Below are 24,560 nucleotides of genomic sequence, written 5' to 3' on the forward strand. Positions count from 1 at the left end.
TCTTTGGCCCGACGGTCATCGGCCCCACAGTCTTAGCCAAACTCTCTCAGCTCACGTTATGTTGCAAAACCAAACCGATTTTACGTCGATCCCCGTTCAGGTGCCCGTCGTTCTGCCCAACGAACCAGCGGCGTCGCCACCGTGTTCGATCGAAGCCAACGTGCTGCATGTGATCAACGGCGAGTATTTTTCGGGAGCCGAACGCGTTCAATCCCATCTGGGCCGCTGTCTGCCAAACTTTGGCATCGCTGCCGATTTTGTCTGCGTCAAGCCGGGGAAATTCCCGCAAGTGATGGCCGAACAGAATCTGCAGTGGGGACGTTGTCATCTAGCCCCGATGAAAAGCCGCTTTGATCTGAGAGCCGTATTTCGCATTCGCGACTTGGTGCGGGCGTATGGTTACGACTTGTTGCACGCTCACACTCCCCGGACCGCGATGGTCGCTTCGGCGGCATCCCGTTTAACGGGGATTCCTTGGGTATATCACGTGCACAGTCCCGCGGCACGCGATTCGGTCAATCGATGGAGCAATCGACTCAACTCGCTAATGGAACGAGCGTCGCTTTCGGGTTGTTCGCATCTGATCACTGTTTCGGAAAGCCTGCGACTCGATTGCATCGCCAAAGGGGCAAGCGAAGACAAAGTCACCGTGGTTCACAATGGCGTTCCAAGCATTCGCCCCGAGCGGATTCATCATCCTGCCGTCGGCGGCCGTTGGGTGCTCGGCATGGTCGCATTGATGCGGCCCCGGAAAGGACTCGAAGTGGTGCTTGATGCTTTAAAAATTCTTCGTGCCGAAGGACTCGATGTCGTGCTTCGCTGTATCGGACCGTTCGAAACGACGGAATACGAAGCGGAGATCAACGAACGAGTCAAACATTTGAACCTGCGACGTTATGTTGAACGCATTGGATTTACCGATGATGTCCCCACAGAGTTAGCGAAAGTGGATGCATTGGTTTTGCCGAGTCTGTTCGGCGAAGGGTTGCCGATGGTGGTGCTCGAAGCAATGGCAGCCGCGGTCCCAGTGATCGCCACTCGCGTCGAGGGAACTCCCGAAGCAGTGACCGATGGCGTCGAAGGTTTGCTCGCCGAGCCTCGTGATGCCATCAGCCTCGCTGACAAAATTCGCTTGCTCGTGACGGGCGAGTATGACTGGACAACGATGGCGGAAGCCGCGTACGAGCGACAAGCTCAATCATTTTCGGATTTATCAATGGCCTGGGGAACGGCCGAGGTTTATCGCAAACTGATCGATTCACCTCGCGAGTCGGATGGACGGAACAAGCTTGATGAGGGCCGCCAGTCGCATGTATCGCAACGCGACAACTTCGTCGCCGCCGGTCATCGCGATTGATTAAATGTGGGATAGGCTTCCAGCCTGTCATCGCACCCTCCGCGGGCTGGAAGCCTATCCCACAACCCTCGTAGCGAAAGTCGCGAAGACTTTCGTTCCCTCATGCCCCCCCAAACTCTTGGCGATTTTTCGCTACGAAAAGACCGTTCTGCCTCGACAGGCTGGAAGCCTATCCCACAACGTCAGGCGACGTTATCGGGTAGACTCGGCGGGATCTTTGCGTCGCTTGGTTCTTTGACTCCACCTGCGTACGAGCGTGATTCATGCCCCCGACCCAGCCAAAGCATTTGCCTCGCTCGCTGCGAATCGTCGCGAAATGGGTTCTGCGGATTGCGATGGTCTGGTGCGTGCTTTTCACTTTTGCGTCGTTCACGTTTGGCGATGACGCGGCCGAACCGCAATCGGATTTGCAAACGATCGAGTTGGCCGACTTGCCACCCCCGCCCGATGAGATTGCGGCGCTGATCGAGCGTGGCAAAGTGCAGTTTGTCTTCGGACCGCGACCCGAATCGATGCAGTCGGGACTGCGTCAGGACAATGCATCCGCTTCGCCGCGAAAAGGCCGGCGACTTGCAGCGACGACCGAATATCGGATGGGATACCACTATCGAAGCCGCAATCGATGGAAGTTCGTCGATCAGGATCGCAATGCGAAATCTCGCGAAGTGCGAATTTCAATGCGTTTCAGTGACGTGCGAATCGAACCCGAGCACACCGTTTGGTTTCGCAAACGGCCTGCGTCCGACTCGTTCTGGACCGATCGGCTTGTGCTGCACGAATTCGATCATGTGCAGATTTCAACCGATCCGCTGCTCGAAAAACGGTTCCGAGAATACTTGCGAGCGAACTCGACAATCACGCAACGATTCAAACGGGGCGAAACGGTCAACGAATCGACGGTCCATCCAATTGTCGACAAGCATGTGAGCGAGTTGTTTTCACGAATTTCCGACCTCGTCGATATCCGTTACCAGGAACTTGATCGGCTGACGGACCATGGATTGGTCGATTTCCCTGAGGGATCGTCGTTGGAAACGGTCAAAGAATTCTCGTCAAAGCCCTGATTTCCCGCAGCATTCGAGCTTTTTCCTCGGGGCATCGCCCCAGGTCGGTCGCTTAAATCGAACGCATTTCGATCAGGGGGTTCAGATTCACGGGTGAATCATGGTAAATTCTTCCGCCTGGGAAGCCGCCGCGTCGTGCGCTGGCAACCGAAACCTACCTATTCGCTTAAGCTAGCATCTGATGTCAGTCGACCAATATGCAACCTGCCCCTGCGGCAGTGGAAAGAAAATCAAGTTCTGCAAGTGCAAGGAATCCGTTAGCGAGCTTGATCGCGTGATGAAAATGGTCGAGGGGGGGCAAGTCGTCCCCGCTCTGGATCGTTTGTCGACGATCCTTTCGGAACATCCCGACGCGGCTTGGGCATTGGCCATTCGCGGACGCTTGCTGCTTGATCTCCGTGAATATGACACGCTCGCCGAAAACGCCGACCGTTTCATTCGCTTGCAACCCAGCAACCCGCTGGCGTTGACCCAGCGTGCTGCGGCTCAGGTTTTCCGCGGTGATGTTAAATCCGCGACCGATTCGATGCTCGAAGCGCTGACCGAGAGCGGTCGCGACGTCGACGCGTTTGTCTTGGACGTCTCGTCCGCCGTCGCGTTTTTGCTCGGTCGCCAAGGCGTTTTCTTGACCGCTCGCGTTTATGCTAGCTTGGCGATGATGGCTCAAGGCTACGAAGGCAGCCAGATGTCAGGCTCGCTGCTACGCCAGCTCAACAGCTCGCCAACGCTGAACCAGTTAGTCAAATCGATTCCCCAGCCAATCCAACGGCCTGCGGATGCGGATTGGGGCGAACGTTATGACGAAGCCGCCACGCTGCTTCGCAGTAACAAGGTTTTGCTCGCCGAAGCTAAATTCCAGTCGCTACGTCGCACATTGCCCGACGAGCCAGCGATCTTGTCCGGCTTGTTGACCTGTGCAATTTGGCGTGGCGATGTTGCCGCACAAAGCGATTTCTTGAAGAAATTGTCGGCTTGTGAATCGCTTGATTTCGAAGAGCGAGTCCAGTTCCGTGCCGTTTCGTGCTTGGTCAATCCCGAAGACAAAGATCTCGCTGCGGAATGTTTCCGATTGGATGCCGACATCGAGAGTGCCGAGCCAGTGGAAATGGCAATGATCGCCGATTCGCGATTTGCACCGCTGCCGGCAGAAATGCTTGCCCAAATGCGTGAGTCCGAGGACGATGTTCCACCACGTGCGGGTTTCCAAGTGCTCGATCGCGATCGACCCGAAGTCGAAGAAGGCTTGCCGCCAATCGATCAAATTCCCGAAGCGATCGCGATGGCGTTTGTCTACGGCAAACAAACTGATCGCTCAGCCCGCGTCGAAGTTCACGACGTCACGACGTCCGTCCTGGACGATGTGCGAGCTCAAATTCAAAAAGCGATTGGCGATTCGGTCGAGCTGAATCAAAAATCAAGCGATCCGCTTCCGTTCTTGGCCGTCGTGCAGCCGCAAGTCGCCATGGTGCGGTTCAAAGCCAGCGCCGTCGAAGCCGACGCGATGCAAGAATCGCTCACCAACACGCGAATGCCATTGGCCATTGCCAACGCAAAATTGGGCATCCTAGGAAACGCTTCCTTGGTCGAGACCGCAGACGACGATTCGAAGCTGCTCGAACGAACCGTGGTCGTGCGTGTTGCAGAACAGTACGACGCGATCATCTCCAAAGGCGACGAAGTACTCGGTGAAGTCTATCGACTCGCCAAAATCGAGCCACTGCCAACATTGACGATTAGCGACGACGAGATCGAGACGGTTGCCAACACCGATTTGAACCGGATCGATTCGAAACAGCTTAATGAAGAGTCCTGCTTGTACTTGTTGCAACGTGCACAGCAGATCTCGTCGACACCTGCGATTCGTCACTTTGCCAAACGATTGATCGAAGCCGATTTGCCAGAAGATCAAAAGATGGCAAAGCTGTTGGCCTATTCCACTTTGGTGAATGCTTCGAGCAACGCCAAAGATGCGATCGCGACGATTGACGAAGCGAAGGCTTTTGCCGAAGCCAACGAATTGCCGACCGCGAACCTGTTGCTCAGCGAAGTCAGTTTGCGATTGCAAGCGGGCGATGGTGAAGGCTTCCAGAAAGCGATCGAAACGTTAACGCAGCGTTACGGCAACGAGCCTGAAGTGATGGCTCAGTTGCAGCAGATGTTGATTTCAATGGGACTGATTCGCCCCGACGGCAGCCCTCGACGTGGCCCCGCGCCCGGCGGTGTTGCCCCCGCAGGTGCCGAGCCAGCAGCCGGCGGCATCTGGACTCCCGATGGCGGCGGCGCAGCACCTCCGGCCGACCCAGCCTCCGGTGGCGGCAGCAAATTGTGGGTCCCAGGCATGGACTAATCGTGGGATAGGCTTCCACTCTGTCGTGCCTCTCGTGGGATAGGCTTCCAGCCTGTCGTGGCAGAACAGTCTTTTCGTAGCGAAACTCGCCAAGAGTTTCGGGGTGGCAAGGGTGAACGAAAGTCTTCGCGACTTTCGCTACGAGAGCTGTGGGATAGGCTTCCAGCTTGTCATGGCTTTTAACGACAGAGCCAAAAGCTCATTGCACTTTTTATCTGTGTGATCTTCAACCGCTGAAATCCATCGCTGATGAACTCTTCTCGTTTAGAAACCGATGATGACTTTATGCGTCTCGCGCTCGGCTTGGCCGAGCAGGGACGCGGATCGGTCGAACCCAACCCGATGGTCGGCTGTGTCATCGTTCGTGACAACCAAGTCATCGGCGAAGGTTATCACCAGCGTTTCGGTGGACCGCATGCCGAAGTGCATGCACTCCGCAGTGCAGGCGACGCTCGCGACGCAACCGCTTACGTGACGCTCGAACCGTGTTGCCACCACGGAAAGACGCCTCCCTGCTCGGACGCGTTGATTTCCGCCGGTGTGAAACGCGTTGTTGTGGCTATGGCGGATCCATTTGAGAAAGTCGACGGTGGCGGGCTGACGCAGTTGCAAAACGCCGGGATCGAAACGCGGGTCGGTGTTCTCGAGCAAGAATCACGCGAACTGAACGCGGCTTATTTGAAACGATTGCAAACTGGACGCCCCTTCACGATCGCAAAATGGGCGATGACGGTCGATGGACGGATCGCTACCAGCACGGGGCAGAGCCAGTGGATTTCAAACGAAGCCTCTCGTGCTGATGTTCATCAATTGCGTGGCCGTGTCGACGCGATTGCAGTGGGAATGGGAACGGTCATCGCTGATGATCCGATGTTGACCGCTCGGCCCGCAGGCGTTCGCACCGCAACGCGAGTCGTGTTCTGTGCCAATCGATTGCCAAGTCCCCGTTCGCGTTTGATTCAATCGGCAAAGGACATCCCCGTATTGTTGATCGTATCGCCCAACATCGAACAGACCGATGTTGCTGAGCTAGAGCAACTTGGTGCAAGTGTTTATCGCTGTGCAAGTGACAACTCAGTGGAAATGATTCATCAAGCACTCGATTTTATGGGCAGCCAATCGATGACCAACATCATGATTGAAGGAGGTGGCGAATTGATGGCCAGTTTTTTAGAGGCCAACGCGATCGATCAATATGACGTTTACGTCGGTGCAAAAGTATTCGGCGGTCGCAACGCATTAGGTCCGGTTGCTGGCGATGGTTTTGCCAGCGTCGCGGAGGCTGCGGAATTGCAATTAGCAAGTCTACAGCGTCTCGGAGACCATGATGTCAAACTGGTTTACCGAAAAGCTCAGCGCAATTGATTGTTCTCGCCTGTTTTCTTGCGTCACACATGCAGTTTTTACGTAGAAAAGTAACGAATATGAACCAAATTTCGACTTTTGGAAAACTCGTCTTGACCGGACTAAAAGCTAACCTCTATTCTTCGCCCATCACTGAGTGACACCCAGCGTGTCGCCCAGAGAAGGCATTAAAGAATCATGACGATTCTGCACTTGGTAACGAAATTATTTGTTGCTGCGGAACACGTCGAATTTAATTTCACACGGATGTGAACTTGCGTCGACGACTATGATTTTGCAATGTTGAGTTCGTCCAGTTGATACATGGATGTATCTACTGTGTCGAACCCCACAAACCACCGGCTCCCGGAACTGAAGCGCGTTGTCCTCCGCCCCCCTAGGATTACGTACTTTCCGGGAGCTTTTTTTATGCGCCGACAGAATCAAGTTTGTTGGTAAAGTTTGCCGATACTGACGATCAGGTGGAATGGGTTCGCTTTAACGCGAAACTTTTTCAGCGTTGGAATTCGAAACAGAGGCCAGCGACTTGATGCAAAGAAATTTGCACGACAATCAAGTTCGCTTGCTAGCAAATATGCACTTGCACGCCCATTTCGGCGTGACGATTGCTTTAATTCGGGGGAAGTGATCATGAAGGCGTGGATACTATCGGGCCTAACCTTACTAGGCGGCACGTTTGTTCCTTCAGCAAACGCTCAGCAATTTGCCGGTGACAGCGATTACGCTAGACCCATTGATTCGGAACCGCAGATCGCTCAAGCCGATTTCGCCCCCCCGGCGATGCGGCCTCGTGTTCGCCATCCGAACGACATCCACTATTCGGGCCCCAGATACGAACTGCCGGATTTCGAATCGACTTCGCCAACCGTGCAAGCGGCTTCCTATCAAAGCGACGCCCCGATATTTGAGTCGGCATCGCCGTATCCCGCCGACTTCCCTCACGAATCGTCGTTCCCTCACGAATCGTCGATCTTCGACGAAGGCCAAACTTTCTACGAAGGCCCAACGACCACGATTTTCCCCGATCCAATTACCTGTGGCTGCGAAGGCCCATGTTCAGGGGAATGCGAGCACATCGACGAATCCAGTGGCGTGTTTGAAAAACTTCATTCCCGCATAGGATCTCGATCCATCGATGATCCCTGGTTGTTCTTGGGCAATTACTGCGGCTATTCCGCGGGCGGTTGGGCACAGCTTGGCTATCACTCCAAAGCCCTACCATCGTTCAACAGTCGGCCGCACGATTTCCAGCTACAACAAGCATGGCTGTACTTTGAAAAAGAAGCCAACGTCTCGGATGGGTTCGGCGTCGGAGGACGCATCGATTACGTCTATGGAACCGACGCCCCCGACACTCAAGCGTTCGGAATTGACAACAATCACTGGGACAACAGCTGGGATCACGGCCCCGACTACGGCAATGCGATTCCGCAGCTCTATCTTGAAGCAGGCTATGGCGATTGGATGGTCAAGATGGGCCATTTCTTTACCACGATCGGCCATGAAGTTGTCGCGGCTCCGGACAATTTTTTCTACAGCCATGCTTACACGATGTACAACAGCGAGCCGTTCACGCACACAGGAGCCTTAGCAACGTACTCCGGGTTTTCGCATGCCGAAGTATTCGGTGGCTATGTGATGGGTTGGGACAGCGGATTTGAAGACAATGGAGACGCGTTCCTAGGAGGCATGACGATCGATCTAACGCGTGACATCAAGGTCACGTCGTCAACGATCGGGGGCGTATTTACCAAAACCAGAGATGGCCAACAGGAAAAAGGCATTATGCATAGCGTCGTCACCGACGTGGCGTTGACCAGCAAAATGCACTACATCGTCCAAGGCGACCTGCTCGATACCGAGAATGCCAGTGGTGCGACCGTTCGCGACACTCTTGGGATCAATCAATATTTGATTCGTACACTCGGCGATCAACTCACCATCGGAGCCCGTTTCGAATGGTGGCAAGCCACGGCCGACAGCCAAGGTTACTACGGCGATGCTCAGAACTTGGCCAATCTGCCGGCCGGTTACGATTTAAACGACGAGGATTTTGATTTTTACGCGTTCACGCTTGGGCTAAATTATCGACCGCATGCCAACGTAATCATCCGTCCTGAGATTCGTTGGGACACCGTGTTCGGTGGCACCGACGCCATCGCAGCAACCGATTCGATTGCACTGCAAGACAACGACAAGAACCAAACCACGTTCGGTATCGATTCGATCTTCACGTTCTAAGCAGGCCGTTCAGTATACACCGGTGAAACGTCGGTCCTTTTGTGGCAGACGGCGCTGAACCTGGACAGCTAAAGCTTTGGAGTTGACGTCGGATATTGGAACTAGGTTTTTCATCCGGGCTACACTGCAGTTACCTCTCTACCGACGAAGTCGGGGGAGAGGTGGCAGAAACGCTGAGCAAGCAGAAAATTACAACTAGACCAAAGTTTTAGCAGCCCAGCGCTAAACCGGACGATCAATCGAACGTGAACGGGGCGACGCGAGGACAACCTTCCTCTCCGCTTCGACGCTAACGGTTCGGAGAACCGTGCGACATTGTCGCCTAGCTTTCCAAGCGGGTAGCGCTAAACCGTACGAGCAATCGAACGTGAACACGGCGACGCGACGACAACCTTCCTCTCCGCTTCGACGCTAACGGTTCGGAGAACCGTGCGACATTGTCGCCCAGCTTTCCAAGCTGGTAGCGCTAAACCGGACGATCAATTGAACGTGAACGGGGCGGCGAGAGGACAACCGTTCTCTCCACTTCGACGCAAACGGTTCGGAGAACCGTGCGACATTGTCGCCCAGCTTTCCAAGCTGGTAGCGCTAAACCGGACGATCAATTGAACGTGAACGCAGCGACGTGAGAACAACCGTCCTCTCCGCTTCGACGCTAACGGTTCGGAGAACCGTGCAACATTGTCGCCCAGCTTTCCAAGCGGGTAGCGCTAAACCGAACGATCAATTGAACGTGAACGGGGCGACGCGAGAACAACCGTCCTCTCCACTTCGAAGTTAACGGTTCGGAGAACCGTGCGACATTGTCGCCCAGCTTTCCAAGCTGGTAGCGACAAACCGAACGATCAATTGAACGTGAACGCGGCGACGCGAGGACAACCGTCCTCTCCGCTTCGACGCTAACGGTTCGGAGAACCGTGCGATATTGTCGCCCAGCTTTCCAAGCTGGTAGCGCTAAACCGAACGATCAATTGAACGTGAACGCGGCGGCGCGAGGACAACCGTCCTCTCCGCTTCGACGCTAACGGTTCGGAGAACCGTGCGACATTGTCCCCCGCTTTCCAAGCGGGTAGCGCTAAACCGAACGATCAATTGAACGTGAACGCGGCAACGCAAGGACAACCTTCCTCTCCGCTTCGACGCTAACGGTTCGGAGAACCGTGCGATATTGTCGCCCAGCTTTCCAAGCGGGTAGCGCTACGAGTAATCTTCCATCGGCGGGCAACTGCAAACGAGGTTGCGGTCGCCGTAGGCACTGTCGATCCGGCCCACGATTGGCCAGAACTTAGCGTCTCGCAACCACGCCATCGGCCAAGCCGCTTGCTCTCGCGTGTAGGGATGCTGCCAATCGTCGCTGCCGATCGCTTCCATCGTGTGCGGCGCGTGCTTCAGCGGGTTATCGTCCGCGTCCATCTTGCCGTCTTCGATGCTTCGAATCTCGGCACGAATCGAAATCAGGGCGTCACAGAATCGATCGAGCTCATCTTTGCTCTCGCTCTCCGTTGGCTCGATCATCAACGTACCGGGCACGGGGAAAGACATCGTCGGACTGTGGAAACCGTAATCCATTAAACGTTTGGCAATGTCGTCGATTTTTACGCCTGCCGACTTTTCGAACTTGCGACAATCTACGATGAATTCGTGTGCAACGAAGCCCTCGGTATCGGTGTACAAGATGTCGTAGTGATCACTCAAGCGTTTGGCCATGTAGTTGGCGTTCAGAATCGCGACTTGCGTTGCTTGTTTCAGTCCCGACGCACCCATCAATGCGATGTACACGTAGCTGATCGTCAAGATACTGGGGCTGCCATAGGGTGCCGCCGAGACCGGGCCAATCGCGAATTCACCGGCGGTATCGGGACGTTCCACAGGATGTTCGGGCAAAAATGGGGCGAGCTGCGAAGCCACGCCGATTGGTCCCATTCCGGGGCCACCTCCGCCGTGAGGAATACAGAACGTTTTGTGCAGGTTCAAGTGGCAAACGTCCGCGCCAATTTTGCCGGGGCTGGTCAGCCCAACTTGGGCGTTCATATTCGCACCGTCCATATAAACCTGACCACCATGTTCGTGAATCAAGTCACAAACGCGTCGCACGGTGCTTTCGTAAACGCCGTGTGTCGACGGATAGGTGATCATCAAACACGAAAGTTTGTCACTGTGCTGGACTGCTTTCGCGTTCAGATCATCCATGTCGATATCGCCTCGCTCGTTGCACTTAATCGGCACGACTTTCATCCCCGCCATCACGGCCGATGCAGGATTGGTTCCGTGCGCGGAGGTCGGAATCAAGCAAACATTGCGTTCGTTTTTCTGTCCTGCCTTGGCGGCTTGATGCTCATGGTAGGCGCGAATCACAAGCAAACCTGCGTACTCGCCTTGTGCCCCTGCGTTGGGCTGCAAGCTGACCGCCGCAAACCCCGTTATGCTGCACAACCAAGCTTCCAATTCACGGAACATTTGCGTGTAGCCACGCCACTGTGTATCGGGCGAGAACGGATGAATCTCAGCAAACTCGGGCCAGGTCACTGGGATCATTTCGCTCGTGCCGTTCAATTTCATCGTGCACGAACCCAGCGGAATCATGCTGTGAGCGAGCGACAAATCGCGGCTCATCAACTTGAAGATGTACCGCAACATCTTGGTTTCACTGCGATACGTGTGGAACACAGGGTGAGTCAAGAAATCGCTGGTGCGGGTAAATCCCGTTAGATCGCAGAGTCCTTCGGCTTCAGCCTCGGCGAGTAATTCATCGATATCGAAACCGGTGTAATGTCCAAAATTGAAGGCGGCCAAAAGATCCGCAACCAATCCGCGGTCACTGGTTTCATCGAGGGTGACTCCAAGTGAACCGTCATCGTATTCACGCAAGTTGATTTGGCGTTCGCGTGCCGCATCGGCAACCTGGCGGGCAGCATGTGTGCGTCCTTTGCCCAAGCGAATTCGAATCGTGTCAAAGACGGGACCGTCATGAGTCGCTTTGTGACCGAGTCGCTCGAGTCCCTTGGCGAGTGCGGCGGTGAACCCTTGCACTCGGCGAGCGATGCTGGTCAGTCCTTCGGGGCCGTGATAGACCGCGTAAAACGAATTGATGATCGCAAGCAGCGCTTGAGCCGTGCAAATATTGCTGGTCGCTTTGTCACGGCGAATGTGTTGTTCGCGAGTTTGAATCGCCATGCGAAGGGCACGGTTGCCATGGCTGTCTTTGGAAACGCCGATGATCCGGCCGGGCAGCTTGCGGGCATACTCGTCGCGGGTCGAGATGTATGCAGCATGCGGTCCGCCTAATCCCATCGGAACACCGAATCGCTGAGCGCTGCCGATGCAAATGTCGGCTCCCCATTGGCCCGGAGGAGTGATCAGCGTAAGGGCCAGCAAATCCGCAGCGGCAACCGTCAAACACTTGCGGCTCTTGGCTTGTGCCGCCAATTCACTGTAGTCGTTGATCCGGCCATCGGTGGTAGGATACTGAACCAACACGCCGCACAGACCGCCATCGCCGTGATCAAAATCGATCTCGCTGACCGGCCCAATCTTCAAATCGACGCCTAAACCGGCGGCACGCGTTTTCAGCAGCGCGATCGTTTGTGGGTGGCAATCATCGGAGGCCCAGAAGCCTGTTTTCTTGTGGTTGGCGATCGCGATGCACATCCCCATCGCTTCGGCGGCCGCGGTCGCTTCGTCCAGCAGACTTGCCCCAGCCAATGGCAACCCGGTCAGATCGGCGATCACGGTCTGGAAGTTCAGCAACGCTTCGAGCCGCCCTTGCGAGATTTCGGCTTGGTAGGGCGTGTACTGGGTGTACCAGCCTGGATTCTCCAGAACGTTCCGCAAAATCACTGGTGGTGTAACAGTGCCGGTGTACCCCATCCCGATGCACGAGCGGTAGATTTTGTTCTTGCTGGCGATCGCCTTCAGCCCTTGCAGACATTCGCGTTCGCCGCGTGGATCGGGAATATCCAGTGGCGCATCCAGACGAATGTCGGCCGGCACGGTAGCGTCGGAAAGGGCGTCCAGCGAATCGAAACCGAGCAAATTCAACATCTCAGCGAGTTCGGTTTGCGAGGATCCAATGTGACGCCGTGCAAAGCCGTCGACAAAATCGATGGCGTTTGTAGCGGAGGACGAGCAATGCGATGGCTGATTTGTGCTTGTGGACATGTTCCGAGGGGGCCCGAAAGGGGGTTGATCTAGTTTGCCTCTGAATGTTGCTGGATTGCCCAACGGAGCTTTGGCAATTCGTTGAGCACCAGCAACACAAGGATCAACATAATTTCGGCGAGCGATTCATGGTATCCCACTGCGATTTGTGGGCAGAATCCAAGCCCGAAACAACGCCCTTTCGACGAAGTTTGCGCACGGAGGGCGTAGGGCCGGTTCCTACCGGCCGACTCCATCGAGCCGTTAAGGACGGCCGGTGGGAACCGGCCCTACTTGAAACTGCACGCTTATTTTCCGCTCGTTCGGAGCAATCCACGACATGAATGGATCCACGTTCCTCAACGCCGAAAGTCTTGGCGACTTTCGCTACGGCTGCTTGATGACAGGCTGGAAACCTGTGCTACGGGTAACGACGAAAAGTTCGAGGCGCCTTGCGGCGCTCTCGAACTTTCGTTTTACGAGGGCTGTCGTTCCCGACGCGTAATGCGGGCAGCCCTCGTATGCCTCCGCCCGAAGGAAAATTGGTGGCCGTATCGTGTCTAACGAGACGGTAAAGGTCGACGTGCGACGGGTATCGGTGTGTAGCTGACGTCGACGTCGTCCGAAATGCGGGCCGAGATACCGGGCGTTTCGTAATTCATCGGTGCGACTGCACTGCCGATCGGAATGTCCAAGGGTTGTAGCGATCCCGAATCAGGCAAGCTGTCGATCGTTGGCATCGGCGGTACCGATTCGCGATTCCGTGGTGAGATCGGATTGGTCGGGGCAAATTGCTCAGACGACATGCCTGGATCAAACATCTGCTGTGGTGTTCCCATCTCGCTCAGCGGAACATCGTCCACTTCGATCGAGTTACGGTAAGGCGATAGGTTCATACTCAGCGGATCGTTCGGATCGCCAAAGATCATTTCACCGGCGTGGTCTGCGGATCCGCCCATCATGTTGACGGCGGAATCGGCATCACGCACAGGTCCGGTTCGGACAACTCCTGGTCGTGTCACGCCGTACTTGACTTGCTTCCCAGCACTTCGCTCACGTGCTCGTTCGAGTGCATCCCAGTACGCTTTCTTGTTCCAAGGCCCTTCCGCCAGCGTGATGTTGCTGTTGGCAAGCAGGGTGCCTTTCATATAGTCGACGTAGTTGATCGATTTGTTGTATTCACCGAGTGCTCGGTAGTAATCGATTTGTGCTTGAGCACGACGTTGTTGACTCTGCAGTACGACGTTCACCGGGCTTCGTCCGCCTTTGAACTCGGCCAGACGAGCTTCCACTTCTTGTTCGGCTGCTTGCCATCGTTGTGCATTGGTTTGCACCAATTGGTAGTGCGTTGCCACTTTCGCCGTCGCGTCGCTTAGTTGGCTGACCAACAAACGCTCTTGTTCTTGCAGGAATGCCTTCTCGCGAACCAATCGAAATTGAGCGCCGCGGATTCGTGCCAGTTCACGACGAGCCCCAAGTGCAGGCGGCGTGATGTCCAAACGAATCGCACCTTCTTGGTAATCGCCACCCGTCAATTCTGCCAAAGCACTGCTGCCTGGGTTCGGCCCGGCAACGTCACGTCGCTGTGGCGGCCCAAGCGTATCGCCTTGCCCCACCCAACGGTAAAGCAGCGACAGGTTGACTTCGGGTAGGATTTGATTCTTTGCAGCCATCAACTCTAACTCGTTCTGTTTGATCCGAGTTTTGTTACGGCGAACTTCAGGGCTGAGGTACAACATTTGGGCAACCGATTCGTTCCAATCGAATTCGACACGAGCGAGCGAAGGCTCGTCGATCGGGCGAATCAAGCGACCGTCGGTAGCGGTAATCCCTAGTAATTCACGCATGCGGCGTTCGTTGCCGTAGACACCAAAACGATCCGCACCGGGAACGTTCGAGCCTGCGATGGCCGATTCCAAAATGCCACGGAATTGGTAGTACTGCTCGACTGCTTGAGCCAATTCTTGGCGAGTGCCGGTACCGTTTTCCAGATTCAAACGAGCGAATTGAGCGGTTGCGATCGCACTGTTTCGACCGATGATCGAGGTCGCGACGTTGCGGTAGGAAACATACAGGTCCCAGTAAGTGTTTTCGACGTCGCGAACCACGTTGCGGACCTGAGATTCAAAGTCGGCAATCGAAAGGTCTTCGTTCAGACTCGCCAGCACCACAGGGATACGGTTGATCAACGTGCCACGATTTCGCATCAGTGGATGTTGCACCTGAGCTTCGATCAGCGCGGTCCAGTCGCTAGGAACAGCTCGCGAGACAGCACTGACTTCCGCGTTGCTTCGCGAGTAGATGACTTGTTGACGAAGCGTTACGCTACCACCGGTGGCAGTTCGCTTGCTAAGAGCGGCTTGCTGAGTGGTATCGGTGGCTCGTGAAATTTGTGGGTTGATGCTGTTTGCGATACCGACGTTCCGTGTGCGGTCAGTCGTGCCGTAGTTGATAAAGCCACTGGCTTGTGCATCAAACTCGGCCAATGCGTCTTCCACGCCGCCGACTTGGTTGGCTCGCAGAACGCCTCGCGGCAGAACGCGGTTGCCGTTGCCATCGACAGTCAATGGAACCGATTGGGTGGTCGACTGCTGAACGGCAATGTCGTAGATGCTGCCGAACTGGTCCGCATTCCCACTGGTGAACTGAGCCGCAATGTTCTGGCGGAACTCAGCGTTACCGTTGGTGGTGATGAAGAACTTCGAGTTCTGTAGTGCGATCGATACGCACTCTTCCAACGACAGATCCCAGAATTGGTAATCGTGATTACCAACGGTCAACGGAGGAAGGGCACCGGTGGTTTCAGCCAAATGCTCGACCTCGACGTCGGGATACTCGATCGCCGTCGCTTGGTTGAGATAGAACTGAAGGTCCGGAGACTCATTCAGAAAGAACGGTTGAGTCGGTGCGCATCCGCTCGCAAAAAGGATGGTCATCCCAAGCTGAAGATACGCAGTAAATCGTAACAGCGAGCGGTTCATGCTCAAGGCTTCCTGGGCGGTGCCGCCGTGAAACACGCTTTAACGATATCGCAATGAAGCGACGAGCGCATTCCCATCGGGCCGAGTGTGGAAGCCCCCCTCCGTGAAGCCCCGAAGCTGCCACATAGCAACTCGAGACCTCCTCGTCCGAAAGTAGTTATCGGAGTCCGGTTAGGTAAACTTTGACGCTTCTGAGAATTTTCTTGAAGTCGAAGCAGATTTGTGGTGAAGAGCTCGTTTAGTTAGCCGTTTTGGCGCTAGCCACGGTTTCGTCACCACCCAACGAAGTAGGGAGCGACCGGAAAAGGAGCCTTCAGCGAGTTTTCCGCTCTCGGGCTGGTGACGTTGAGCTTGCACGTTGTCATCTCTAACACTTCGATGCCCCACCGGTGAACTTGCTCCGCTCGTTCTGACCTCCCCAAAACAGGTTTCGGGGAGGTGAAGCTCGTCAAGGGACTCGATTCACAACGTAATAAAAAGCCGCACAACCTCGCAGGCTGGAAGGAGGTGGCAGAAGGTTGCTAGCAAAACGCATCACTCTTCGATCAAATCCAGCGGATCGGCTAGTTTCAGCCCGGCTGCGGGTGCTTCGTCAGGAGCCGGATGGACCGAATCGACCTCTAAATAGTCAGTGACCGGGTCGGGCAAGACCGAAGGATCGGCGGTGTCCTCGACCGCTTGGACCAATCCGTCATCCTGCGATGCAGCGGACGGGCGAGGTCCGATCCGCAGTGCTTCCCACGGTTTCGGGAAAAAGTAAGTCGTGGACGTGCGACAACCTTTTTGCTCATAATCGCCGCGATGCTCGGCCTTGTGCCACGACATCGCTTCTCGGCTCGATGGTGCGATGCAATAAGCGATCTTGCCACCGACGTAGGTCGGGCGATTGTATTTGCGTCGATACGACTCGGGCAGCCGGTTGCCAAGCGGCCCAATCACATCAATTCGTTGATGAACCGGTTGGTTTTCGCGATCGGGGTGATGCGCATTGGCTGAAACCGCGAAACAGGCGATTGTGCAGGCCAGAAAGAATCGTGACATAACTTTGCCGTTGGCAGCGGGAATCAAGAGTCAGAAGTTGCTTGACGACGTACCGATATTGTCATACCGATTTTGTCGACAACGACAGCTGTCGCTACCTTGTGCAGTCGGCATCGGTCATGACGACGATTCACCCAGGCGACGATTATTCGGAAGATGCGGGCTTCGCTAATTTTCCGGCTGTGGTCGCGATCGATAATGCCATCCTAAAACGCACAAATTGACGAGCCAGATCGTTCCAAAGATCAGCGACGCATAGGGCAGCCAAACCATCGAAACAAGGGAGCCCACCAGAAACACCATGCCTAGAATCGCAGTTCCTCCCCAAACATGGCCCCCCATGGCGATGAAGCCAAACCCGCTCAACGCCGCCGCGATCGGAAACAACACGCGATGATCAAGCGAACCAAACATCAGCAACAAATTCATCGTAAACAGAGTCGCTAGGTAACCGAGCCAGATTGACCACACCGGTCGTTCGGCCACGGTTCGCGGCAAAAACTGGCCTCGCCGAGCCCAGAAAATCCACGCAAAGATAACGAAAAGCATCCCGATTCGCGGGATCCAATAAGCGATCCCTGCAGGCAGCAAATAATACTGATCCATCAGAAACATGGCAAAATGAGTCACGAAAATGATGACACCGATGCCAATCAGCGTGTTGCCCCAGGCTGCGAAATAATTCTGGTGCTGGTCGCGTCGAATCTCACGAGCGACTCGATCCAAGATCCCACTGCTGCACGCCGCCACCTCCTCGCCCGCCAGATAGCGGTCCAGATCATCGGCAAACGCGGCGGCCGATGAATAGCGACACACAGCTTCATAGTGCATTGCTTTCAAACAGATTGCTTCGAGATCCGAAGGGATATTGTGTCGGATTAAACGGGGCGAGATCGGGTCGTCATGCAGCACCGAGCGAAGTATCTCGGCGGCCGATTGCCCTTGATGAGGCGGCTGCCCCGTGAGCAATGCGTACAAAATCGCCCCCATTGAATAGATGTCGGCGGCTTCATTGACGTCTTTTCCCCCCGCCGCTTGTTCGGGGCTCATGTAATGAGGCGTCCCTAAAACTTGGCCCGTCCGGGTGACGAGCGCTCCGTCACGATGCCATTTTGCCAAGCCAAAATCGGCGACAAAGGGGCGTCCATCGCTAGAGATCAAAATATTCTCGGGCTTCAAATCACGATGCACGATGCCGGCCCGGTGGGCGTAAGCAACCGCACGCGAAACGTCGCGAACCACCTCTGCCGCACCTAAATCGTCCAAACTGCGGTCGTCGACCTTTTGCTGCAGCGTCGGCCCTTCGACCAACGTCATCGAAAAGTATTCGTAACCGCCCCATGATCCAATATCGTGAATCGCGATGATCCCCGGATGATGCAGCCCCGCAGCCGCTTCGGCTTCGATCCGAAACCGCCGCCGTTCTTCTTCACCGGCCAAGACCCCACTACTGATCAGCTTCAAGGCGACTTGGCGGCCGAGGTTATCTTGGTTCGCTCTGTACACCACCCCCATGCCGCCCCGCGCGATTTCGCACTCAATTTCATAGGGTCCGATGCGGGTTCCGACCAACGTAGGGGCGACGGTGGCGGGAGCCGGATCACCCGTTAGCCAATGGTGATTGCGAAAAAAACTTTTCAGTTCATCAGCAAACTGAGGGTACGCGATCAGGTAGTGGTTGGGGTCCGGCGCGAGCCCTTTTTCCTGTTTCTCAACGTAATCGGCCATCACGCTATCAATAAGCGATGATTCCCCGGCAATCGTGGGAGCGATCGGAGGCTTCGATTCATCTCTAGACGGCACATTCATCTCTTGAGTATACCCCGAAAGGACGACTGCTCTAGCGACAGCAATTCGCAGGTCGACGTCCCCAATCGAATACGAATCTTCCGCTGCGATGCAGCATGAATGACGACGAAAAACTCATGACGAACGAACCGACTAAGGATGGCAACGAAGCGGCCCCAATGGACCTTTCCATCGTCATTCCGTTGTACAACGAAGAAGAATCGGTGGGCCCGCTGATCGCTGCGCTGAAACAAACATTCGCTGAGGAACCGTCGCGATTTGAGATCATTTTGGTCGATGACGGCAGTATGGACCAAACCTATGTGAATGCAACGGCAGCCGCCGACGCATCGGGTTTGCCCATCCATATCGTCTCGCTCTATCGCAATTTTGGCCAAACGGCAGCGATGCAAGCGGGAATTGATGCGGCCAAGGGTCGGCTGATCGCAACGTTGGATGGAGATCTACAGAACGATCCCGCCGACATTCCAAAAATGGTTGCCCACTTGGAAGCCAACGACTTGGATCTATTAGTCGGTCGCCGCAAAAAACGCCAAGACGGTTTGTTCCTGCGGCTAGTGCCTTCGTGGATCGCCAATCGCTTGATCGCCAAAGTGACTGGAGTGCAGATCCGCGACTATGGCTGCAGTCTAAAAATTTACCGTTCCGAGGTGATCAAACAGGTCAAATTGATAGGCGAGATGCACCGCTTCATCCCGGCTTGGGTTGCCGCAGTGACTCATCCATCACGGATCTCCGAAATCGACGTCCGTCACAGTGCACGCCAATTTGGCACTTCCAAATACGGCATTTCAAGGACGATTCGCGTTGTCTTGGACCTGTTGTCGGTATTGTTTTTCATGAAATACCGCGCGCGTCCTGGCCACTTTTTCGGCAGTCTCGGCATCTTTGTTGGGGCAATTGGGATGGCGATGCTTGGCAGTCTTGGGATTGCCAAGTTTGCTTTCGGCCAAGACATCGGCACACGGCCGATGTTGTTGATCGGTGCGATCGCCTCGCTTTCGTCGCTACAACTGATTTGCTTTGGCGTGATGGCAGAAATGTTATCGCGGATCTATCACCAATCCTCGACTCAACCCGGTTACTTCACGCGTCATCACCACGCCACGCTTGCTGCGGACGCGATGCAATCGACAGAGAGTTCGATCCACAGCGACCGCACGAACGAAGTTGCAAACCGAACTCTCGCCACTCCGCGCGATTATGTGTTGCCGCTTCATTCATCCAAATCGAAAACCTCTCCTGAAAAAAGAGCTGGCTAAGCCAATGCTGGATTGGATTCTTAAAAAACGACATCGATTTTTGCTGGTATTGCTTGCCTATTTTGGTTTGCACGTGGTCATCCGCGTTTGCATTTCGGGCTCGCTTGACTTTGACGAATCCGAACAAGCCTTTTTATCTCAGTGGCTTTCGCTTGGTTACAACAGCCAACCGCCGTTGTACACGTGGATGCAAACCGGATTATTTCAAATTTTCGGGTACGGCGTGATGCCGCTCGCCTTGCTGAAAAACGTCCTGCTGGCGCTGACGTATCTGTGTGTCTTTGGCACGGTACGAAAAGCGACCGGAAACGCCGCGATGGCGTTGGTTGCTTCGCTCGCGATGATGAGCATTCCGCAAATTGCTTGGGAAAGCCACCGCGATCTCTCGCACACCGTTGCAGTCACATTTGCCGTTAGTTTGCTGGTTTATTGCGTTGTTTCGCTGCGTCACCACCCGCATTGGATGTGGTACGTTGCCATCGGTTTGACTTGTGGTTTCGGTTTGATGAGCAAGTACAACTTTGCAATCGTGATTTTTGCGGTGATGGCCGCCGCGATCTCGGTACCAAGTTATCGCCGTTGTCTACTTGATCGTCGTTTGATCCTGTCCGTGGTCGTTGCCGCCGTGTTGATTTCACCGCACGTCTACTGGGCAGTCGATCACCTTCAACTCGCGTCATCGAAAACGATCTCAACATTGACCACCGAGCAAACAGATCATTGGGGCAGCAATGTGGCCCACGGCATTTACGCGTTGGTCACATCAACATTGGCATGCTGCATATTGACACTGGCAATCTTTGCGATCGCTTTTCGAGGTTCCTTAAAAAACATCTATTTGCAGTGGAAATCGAACACGGAATCTGCAGACGCGACCACTTTGTTGGTGGAACGTTTTCTATTGGTCGTCGGCGTGTCGTTGGTACTACTCGTTCTGTCGGGATACGCACTGGAATTCAAGAACCGCTGGATCCAACCGTTTGCTTGTTTGTTTCCCGCCTATTTGATGCTTCGCGTGGGTCGTTACGCAACAACCGATCGTGTTGCCATGAATCGAGTCTGTATCACTGCGGTAACCTTCATGGCGGTGGTGTTAATCGCGATCGTCGCCAGACCGATGTTTGCCCAGAAACGAAACAAATTCATCTGGCTGAATATTCCTTATCCCGAGTTTGCGAAAACAGTCGAGGATCAGATCGGCGAGGCACCTGCGATCATTATCACGCCTCACATGCACTGTGCCGGAAACCTAAAACTTCAATTCCCTGAATCGTTGGTCATTGCGATGGATCAACGGCACTTGGTCGACAGCGAATCGCTACTAAAAATCATTGCTCGCGGCAACCAACCCGTGATCGTGGCAACCGATGAATGCATGCCACATGACCACGATCGATTGAGCGAGTTCGCGATCGAGATTGTTGGGCAACCCACCGACCGCCTGTACTGGCAGAGCAATCAGTACCGCTACCTTTACGGCGATGAATCGGCCAAAACGACTCTCGGCTTCGCCCGACTTGAACACTCGGTTGACCCGATCGCTGCGATCTATGATCCATTGTCGGCAAGCGATCGAATCGGTGCATTGCCCTTTGAAACTCAATCGCGTTGATGGCATTTCCGCACTGCTCTTGTCTTGCTCGGCTTGAATTTGGATAGTGATCCTTCGGCAAACGAGTTTCGGGATCGAATTTGCTTCGCAGCTTGACGACCACCGAGCAGAAACACCGACTGATGATCACCTCGCTCAACACCTCTCCTTATAGAACGACCGGATAGATCGTGACCAAGATTGATCGATACATCCTGATTTTATTCCTCCGCACGGTGTTGGTCTGTTTTTGCTCCATCGCGGGCATTTTCATTGTTTTTCACGCATTCACTAGCCTGGACGACCTCGTTCGCCAAGGTCGCACCGATGGTGGGCTGGTACGAGTGATGTTGCGGTATTACGGTCCCTACATGCTGCTGCTGTTTGATTGGACCGGAGCGATCATCGTGCTGATGTCACTGCTGTTTACGATCGGATGGCTCCGCCGAACAGGTGAATTAACCGCCACGCTTTCGGCAGGCGTCTCACATGGACGGATATTGCGTCCGATGCTGGTCGCGTCATTTTTGATCATCATCGTTCAATTGGGCAATCGAGAATTCTTGTTACCTCATTACCGCGACGCGCTGGCGATGAAGGCCAAAGAAATGGAACAGGAATCGGAGCAACCGATTCTGCCTTGTTACGATTTGACCAACCAGATTCTGATCGAGGGAGCTTCGTTACTACCACGCAGCAAACGAATCAATTTCCCGAGCTTTCGTCTCGATGGTGACTTTGCCGGATTCGGCGACTTGATCACGGCGAAATCGGCACAGTGGAGCGAAGCGACCGACGATCATGCCGAAGGCTATCGGGTGAGCGGGATCAAGCGTCCTGAAAACATCGCGTCCCTCGCCTCGGTGGGCACGGAACACCGGTTGGTGATTTTGACGCCCCATGATCATCCATGGCTGAAGCCGAACGAGTGCTTTATTGCGACGACAATCAATTCCGAGTTCTTACAAACCGACCAATCAACATCGCGTTTGGTTTCGATTGCTGAAATTGCTTCGCGAATCAAAAACCCGGCCGTGCATAGCAGTACGAGTGTCGAAGTTCTGCTGCATGAGCGGATGGTCCGTCCGCCATTGGATTACGCCCTGGTGTTGCTGGGGCTCCCCATCGTGGTCAATCGACGTGGCCGCAATTTGTTTTTGATGATCGCCGTAGCAATCGGGACGGTATTGTTCTTTTTCGGAATCAAAACCCTTTCCGGTGCGATGGGTGGAAGTGGTTATTTGTTGTCGCCCGCGATGGCAGCTTGGGTACCCCTGCTAGTTCTTGGACCGATCGCCTACGTCCGATTTCGAGAAGTCCAGACCGAATGAACCCTTCGGATATTTCGGTCGTCATTCCCACGTTGAATGAATCCGCAACCATCGAACACGCAGTCCGCTCGGCTACTGGCGCCGGAGCAACCGAAGTGATTGTTTGCGACGGCGGAAGCCAGGACGAAACGATTTCAATTGCCACCGCTGCAGGAGCGACAAAGATTGTGCGTTCCATCCCCGGACGCGGCATTCAACTGAATGCCGGCGCCGTGTTCGCCAGTCGCGAAGTCGTACTCTTCCTGCACGCTGACAATCTGCTCGGCGAGTCGTGTCTGCAACAAATCTGCGACGTTCCCGACGTGGTTTGGGGAGCGTTTAAGCAGCAGATCGATCATCCTCGGTTTGCCTATCGCATGATCGAGAAAGGCAACGCGGCGCGAGTTCGTTTTCGCGGGATGGCGTTCGGTGATCAAGCGATTTTTGTTCGCCGGCAAATTTATAAAGAAGCAGGCGGCTTCGCTGAAATCGAGTTGATGGAAGACGTCGCGTTCTCGCGGATCATGCGAAAGATCGCCAGGCCCGTGTTGCTTGCGGGGCCTGTCACGATCAGTGCACGTCGCTGGGAACAACGCGGCATCGTCCGGCAAACGCTACGAAATTGGAACCTGCAATGCCGCTACCGCTTCGGAGCGTCACCGAGACGACTGGCCAAGCTGTATCGGTAAGCAGGTCAGTACGATTCATTCCACATAATGATCTGAGCCGACGGCGCTAGCCGCGGGCATGTTTCCTGCAATATTGACGGGCCCGCGGCTAGCGCCGTCGGCTCACAGAAGGATCGACGTTTCACCGTTATATAGCCAACGACCTGACTAGCTTGCTCGCGGATGCGCCTTCTCGTAGACCGACAATAGATTGGCGGCACTAACGTGCGTGTAGATTTGGGTCGTGGCCAAACTTTTGTGACCCAATAATTCTTGCACGCTGCGGATATCGGCACCGCGATCCAGTAGGTGCGTAGCGAAACTGTGCCGCAAAGTGTGAGGACTCGTGCGTGAATCGAGCCCCACGACGGCGATGTGTTTGTCGAGCATTCGTCCGACACTGCGAGTTGTCAGAATGTTGCCAAATCGATTGACGAATACCGGAGCGTCTCGGCCGAGTTGTTCGGTCTTGGGATCGCGGATCCGACGCTGCTCGTATTTCTTGATCGCTTTGATGGCAAACGATCCGAGCGGACTGATGCGTTCTTTGCGTCCTTTACCACGAACTCGCAGGATCTGTTCATCAAAATCCATATCGCGATCACGCAGCGCGACCAATTCGCTGACACGTAAACCGGCCGAATACATCGTTTCCAACATCGCTCGATCGCGAAGTCCCGCAGTGTCGCCGCCCGGAGGAGCGAGCAGCAATCGGCCGACCTCGTCGTTACTCAACACATGAGGCAATTTGCGTTGCCGCCGTGGATTGCGAAGCGGTTTCGCTGGGTTGCTGGTCGCGATCCCTTGCCGCATCGCGAATCGATAGAAACTGCGAAGCGAGGCGAGTTTGCGGGCAATCGTGGTCCGCGCGTAGCCGGCTTCTTGGAGTGCCGCTTGAAAGGTACGCAGCTCTTGCGGCGAAAGCGATTCCGGTTTTGGAACCTTGCCGCGAGTGGCGCGAAACCACTCGACCATCGCAAACAGATCTTCTCGATACGCCTTGATCGTCAGATCCGACGCATTGCGCTCGGTCGCCAAGTACCGCAAGAATTGAGTGATCGCGCTTTGCATGAATTGCAGTGGGGTCTTAGTAGAAGTCGTCGATTGACAAGCTGTCAAATTCTTCGCTAGCAAGCATGTCATCTTCAGTCGGAACCGCATCACGAATTTTGCGGCTCAACATGGCTGCGTCATACCACGAAAACTCAAGATCGGGATCGGCTGCGAATCGTGCCAATTGACGCAGCGTCTCATCGCGATTTTGATCGTCGAACAAGAAGATGAATTTCTCTTCGCCTTTGACCAGCGCTAAAACATTGATTTCCTGATCCATTGAAGCAAGTGTCCATTTGCTAGTCACAACGCCGATGCCAAACAGCCGGGGTTA

At 54.8% G+C, this 24,560-nt stretch carries 15 protein-coding genes; 9 read left to right on the forward strand and 6 right to left on the reverse strand.

Features of this window, described 5'->3' with window-relative positions; genetic code table 11:
* Positions 1-58: 58 nt before the first annotated feature.
* The 5 genes from SH528x_RS31535 (at position 59) to SH528x_RS31555 (ending at position 8,374) form a co-directional block, all read left to right on the forward strand.
* On the forward strand, positions 59-1,357 hold the full coding sequence (locus SH528x_RS31535) for a glycosyltransferase family 4 protein (RefSeq protein WP_442507389.1): 1,299 nt from the start codon (positions 59-61) through the stop codon (positions 1,355-1,357).
* 263 nt (positions 1,358-1,620) lie between these two features.
* Positions 1,621-2,421, forward strand: coding sequence for a hypothetical protein (locus tag SH528x_RS31540; RefSeq protein WP_442507390.1), 801 nt, complete (start codon positions 1,621-1,623; stop codon positions 2,419-2,421).
* A gap of 181 nt (positions 2,422-2,602) precedes the next feature.
* Positions 2,603-4,768: a tetratricopeptide repeat protein gene (locus tag SH528x_RS31545; protein ID WP_442507391.1), complete on the forward strand. Its 2,166-nt coding sequence runs from the start codon at positions 2,603-2,605 to the stop codon at positions 4,766-4,768.
* Positions 4,769-5,017: 249 nt separating this feature from the next.
* Complete coding sequence (gene ribD / locus SH528x_RS31550) at positions 5,018-6,133, forward strand: bifunctional diaminohydroxyphosphoribosylaminopyrimidine deaminase/5-amino-6-(5-phosphoribosylamino)uracil reductase RibD (RefSeq protein WP_442507392.1); 1,116 nt, start codon at positions 5,018-5,020, stop codon at positions 6,131-6,133.
* Between the two features lie 630 nt (positions 6,134-6,763).
* The gene (locus SH528x_RS31555; protein WP_442507393.1) at positions 6,764-8,374 is read left to right on the forward strand and encodes a porin; all 1,611 of its coding nucleotides are present in this window, start codon (positions 6,764-6,766) and stop codon (positions 8,372-8,374) included.
* A 1,197-nt stretch (positions 8,375-9,571) separates the two neighbouring features.
* Here SH528x_RS31555 and gcvP read toward each other — a convergent pair.
* The 4 genes from gcvP to SH528x_RS31575 all read right to left on the reverse strand — a co-directional run bounded on the left by gcvP (position 9,572) and on the right by SH528x_RS31575 (position 18,336).
* The gene (gene gcvP, locus SH528x_RS31560) at positions 9,572-12,532 is read right to left on the reverse strand and encodes an aminomethyl-transferring glycine dehydrogenase (RefSeq protein ID WP_442507394.1); all 2,961 of its coding nucleotides are present in this window, start codon (positions 12,530-12,532) and stop codon (positions 9,572-9,574) included.
* Between the two features lie 539 nt (positions 12,533-13,071).
* Positions 13,072-15,492 carry a TolC family protein gene (locus SH528x_RS31565; RefSeq protein ID WP_442507395.1) on the reverse strand — a complete coding sequence of 807 codons (2,421 nt, stop codon included), beginning with the start codon at positions 15,490-15,492 and terminating at the stop codon, positions 13,072-13,074.
* Between the two features lie 534 nt (positions 15,493-16,026).
* Positions 16,027-16,533 (reverse strand): hypothetical protein, encoded by a 507-nt coding sequence (locus SH528x_RS31570; protein ID WP_442507396.1) that lies wholly within the window; start codon positions 16,531-16,533, stop codon positions 16,027-16,029.
* A gap of 168 nt (positions 16,534-16,701) precedes the next feature.
* Complete coding sequence (locus tag SH528x_RS31575) at positions 16,702-18,336, reverse strand: serine/threonine protein kinase (RefSeq protein WP_442507397.1); 1,635 nt, start codon at positions 18,334-18,336, stop codon at positions 16,702-16,704.
* 122 nt (positions 18,337-18,458) lie between these two features.
* Here SH528x_RS31575 and SH528x_RS31580 point away from each other — a divergent pair, with 122 nt between their 5' ends.
* From SH528x_RS31580 to SH528x_RS31595, 4 genes are all read left to right on the forward strand, one after another.
* Positions 18,459-19,604, forward strand: a complete 1,146-nt coding sequence (locus SH528x_RS31580; protein WP_442507398.1) for a glycosyltransferase family 2 protein — start codon at positions 18,459-18,461, stop codon at positions 19,602-19,604.
* 4 nt (positions 19,605-19,608) lie between these two features.
* On the forward strand, positions 19,609-21,216 hold the full coding sequence (locus SH528x_RS31585) for an ArnT family glycosyltransferase (RefSeq protein ID WP_442507399.1): 1,608 nt from the start codon (positions 19,609-19,611) through the stop codon (positions 21,214-21,216).
* A gap of 170 nt (positions 21,217-21,386) precedes the next feature.
* Positions 21,387-22,526 carry an LptF/LptG family permease gene (locus SH528x_RS31590; protein ID WP_442507400.1) on the forward strand — a complete coding sequence of 380 codons (1,140 nt, stop codon included), beginning with the start codon at positions 21,387-21,389 and terminating at the stop codon, positions 22,524-22,526.
* Positions 22,523-23,194 carry a TIGR04283 family arsenosugar biosynthesis glycosyltransferase gene (locus tag SH528x_RS31595; protein ID WP_442507401.1) on the forward strand — a complete coding sequence of 224 codons (672 nt, stop codon included), beginning with the start codon at positions 22,523-22,525 and terminating at the stop codon, positions 23,192-23,194. The genes SH528x_RS31590 and SH528x_RS31595 overlap by 4 nt, the downstream gene beginning before the upstream one ends.
* 147 nt (positions 23,195-23,341) lie before the next feature.
* On the opposite strand, the gene xerC is transcribed toward SH528x_RS31595, so the two are convergent.
* Both xerC and SH528x_RS31605 read right to left on the reverse strand, forming a co-directional pair.
* Positions 23,342-24,244 carry a tyrosine recombinase XerC gene (gene xerC, locus SH528x_RS31600; RefSeq protein WP_442507402.1) on the reverse strand — a complete coding sequence of 301 codons (903 nt, stop codon included), beginning with the start codon at positions 24,242-24,244 and terminating at the stop codon, positions 23,342-23,344.
* Between the two features lie 16 nt (positions 24,245-24,260).
* Complete coding sequence (locus SH528x_RS31605; RefSeq protein ID WP_442507403.1) at positions 24,261-24,506, reverse strand: hypothetical protein; 246 nt, start codon at positions 24,504-24,506, stop codon at positions 24,261-24,263.
* Between the last annotated feature and the right edge of the window lie 54 nt (positions 24,507-24,560).

The organism is Novipirellula methanifontis (genome assembly GCF_052161655.1).
Lineage (GTDB): Bacteria > Planctomycetota > Planctomycetia > Pirellulales > Pirellulaceae > Novipirellula.

What these genes read in the sequence shown, in the direction of transcription:
- ribD (WP_442507392.1), top strand. Translation starts at nt 5,018, where the DNA reads ATGAACTCTTCTCGTTTAGAAACCGATGATGACTTTATGCGTCTCGCG.
- xerC (WP_442507402.1), bottom strand. Translation starts at nt 24,244, where the DNA reads ATGCAAAGCGCGATCACTCAATTCTTGCGGTACTTGGCGACCGAGCGC.
- SH528x_RS31585 (WP_442507399.1), top strand. Translation starts at nt 19,609, where the DNA reads ATGCTGGATTGGATTCTTAAAAAACGACATCGATTTTTGCTGGTATTG.
- SH528x_RS31540 (WP_442507390.1), top strand. Translation starts at nt 1,621, where the DNA reads ATGCCCCCGACCCAGCCAAAGCATTTGCCTCGCTCGCTGCGAATCGTC.
- SH528x_RS31580 (WP_442507398.1), top strand. Translation starts at nt 18,459, where the DNA reads ATGACGAACGAACCGACTAAGGATGGCAACGAAGCGGCCCCAATGGAC.
- SH528x_RS31570 (WP_442507396.1), bottom strand. Translation starts at nt 16,533, where the DNA reads ATGTCACGATTCTTTCTGGCCTGCACAATCGCCTGTTTCGCGGTTTCA.
- SH528x_RS31595 (WP_442507401.1), top strand. Translation starts at nt 22,523, where the DNA reads ATGAACCCTTCGGATATTTCGGTCGTCATTCCCACGTTGAATGAATCC.
- SH528x_RS31555 (WP_442507393.1), top strand. Translation starts at nt 6,764, where the DNA reads ATGAAGGCGTGGATACTATCGGGCCTAACCTTACTAGGCGGCACGTTT.
- SH528x_RS31605 (WP_442507403.1), bottom strand. Translation starts at nt 24,506, where the DNA reads ATGGATCAGGAAATCAATGTTTTAGCGCTGGTCAAAGGCGAAGAGAAA.
- SH528x_RS31535 (WP_442507389.1), top strand. Translation starts at nt 59, where the DNA reads ATGTTGCAAAACCAAACCGATTTTACGTCGATCCCCGTTCAGGTGCCC.
- gcvP (WP_442507394.1), bottom strand. Translation starts at nt 12,532, where the DNA reads ATGTCCACAAGCACAAATCAGCCATCGCATTGCTCGTCCTCCGCTACA.
- SH528x_RS31545 (WP_442507391.1), top strand. Translation starts at nt 2,603, where the DNA reads ATGTCAGTCGACCAATATGCAACCTGCCCCTGCGGCAGTGGAAAGAAA.
- SH528x_RS31565 (WP_442507395.1), bottom strand. Translation starts at nt 15,492, where the DNA reads ATGAACCGCTCGCTGTTACGATTTACTGCGTATCTTCAGCTTGGGATG.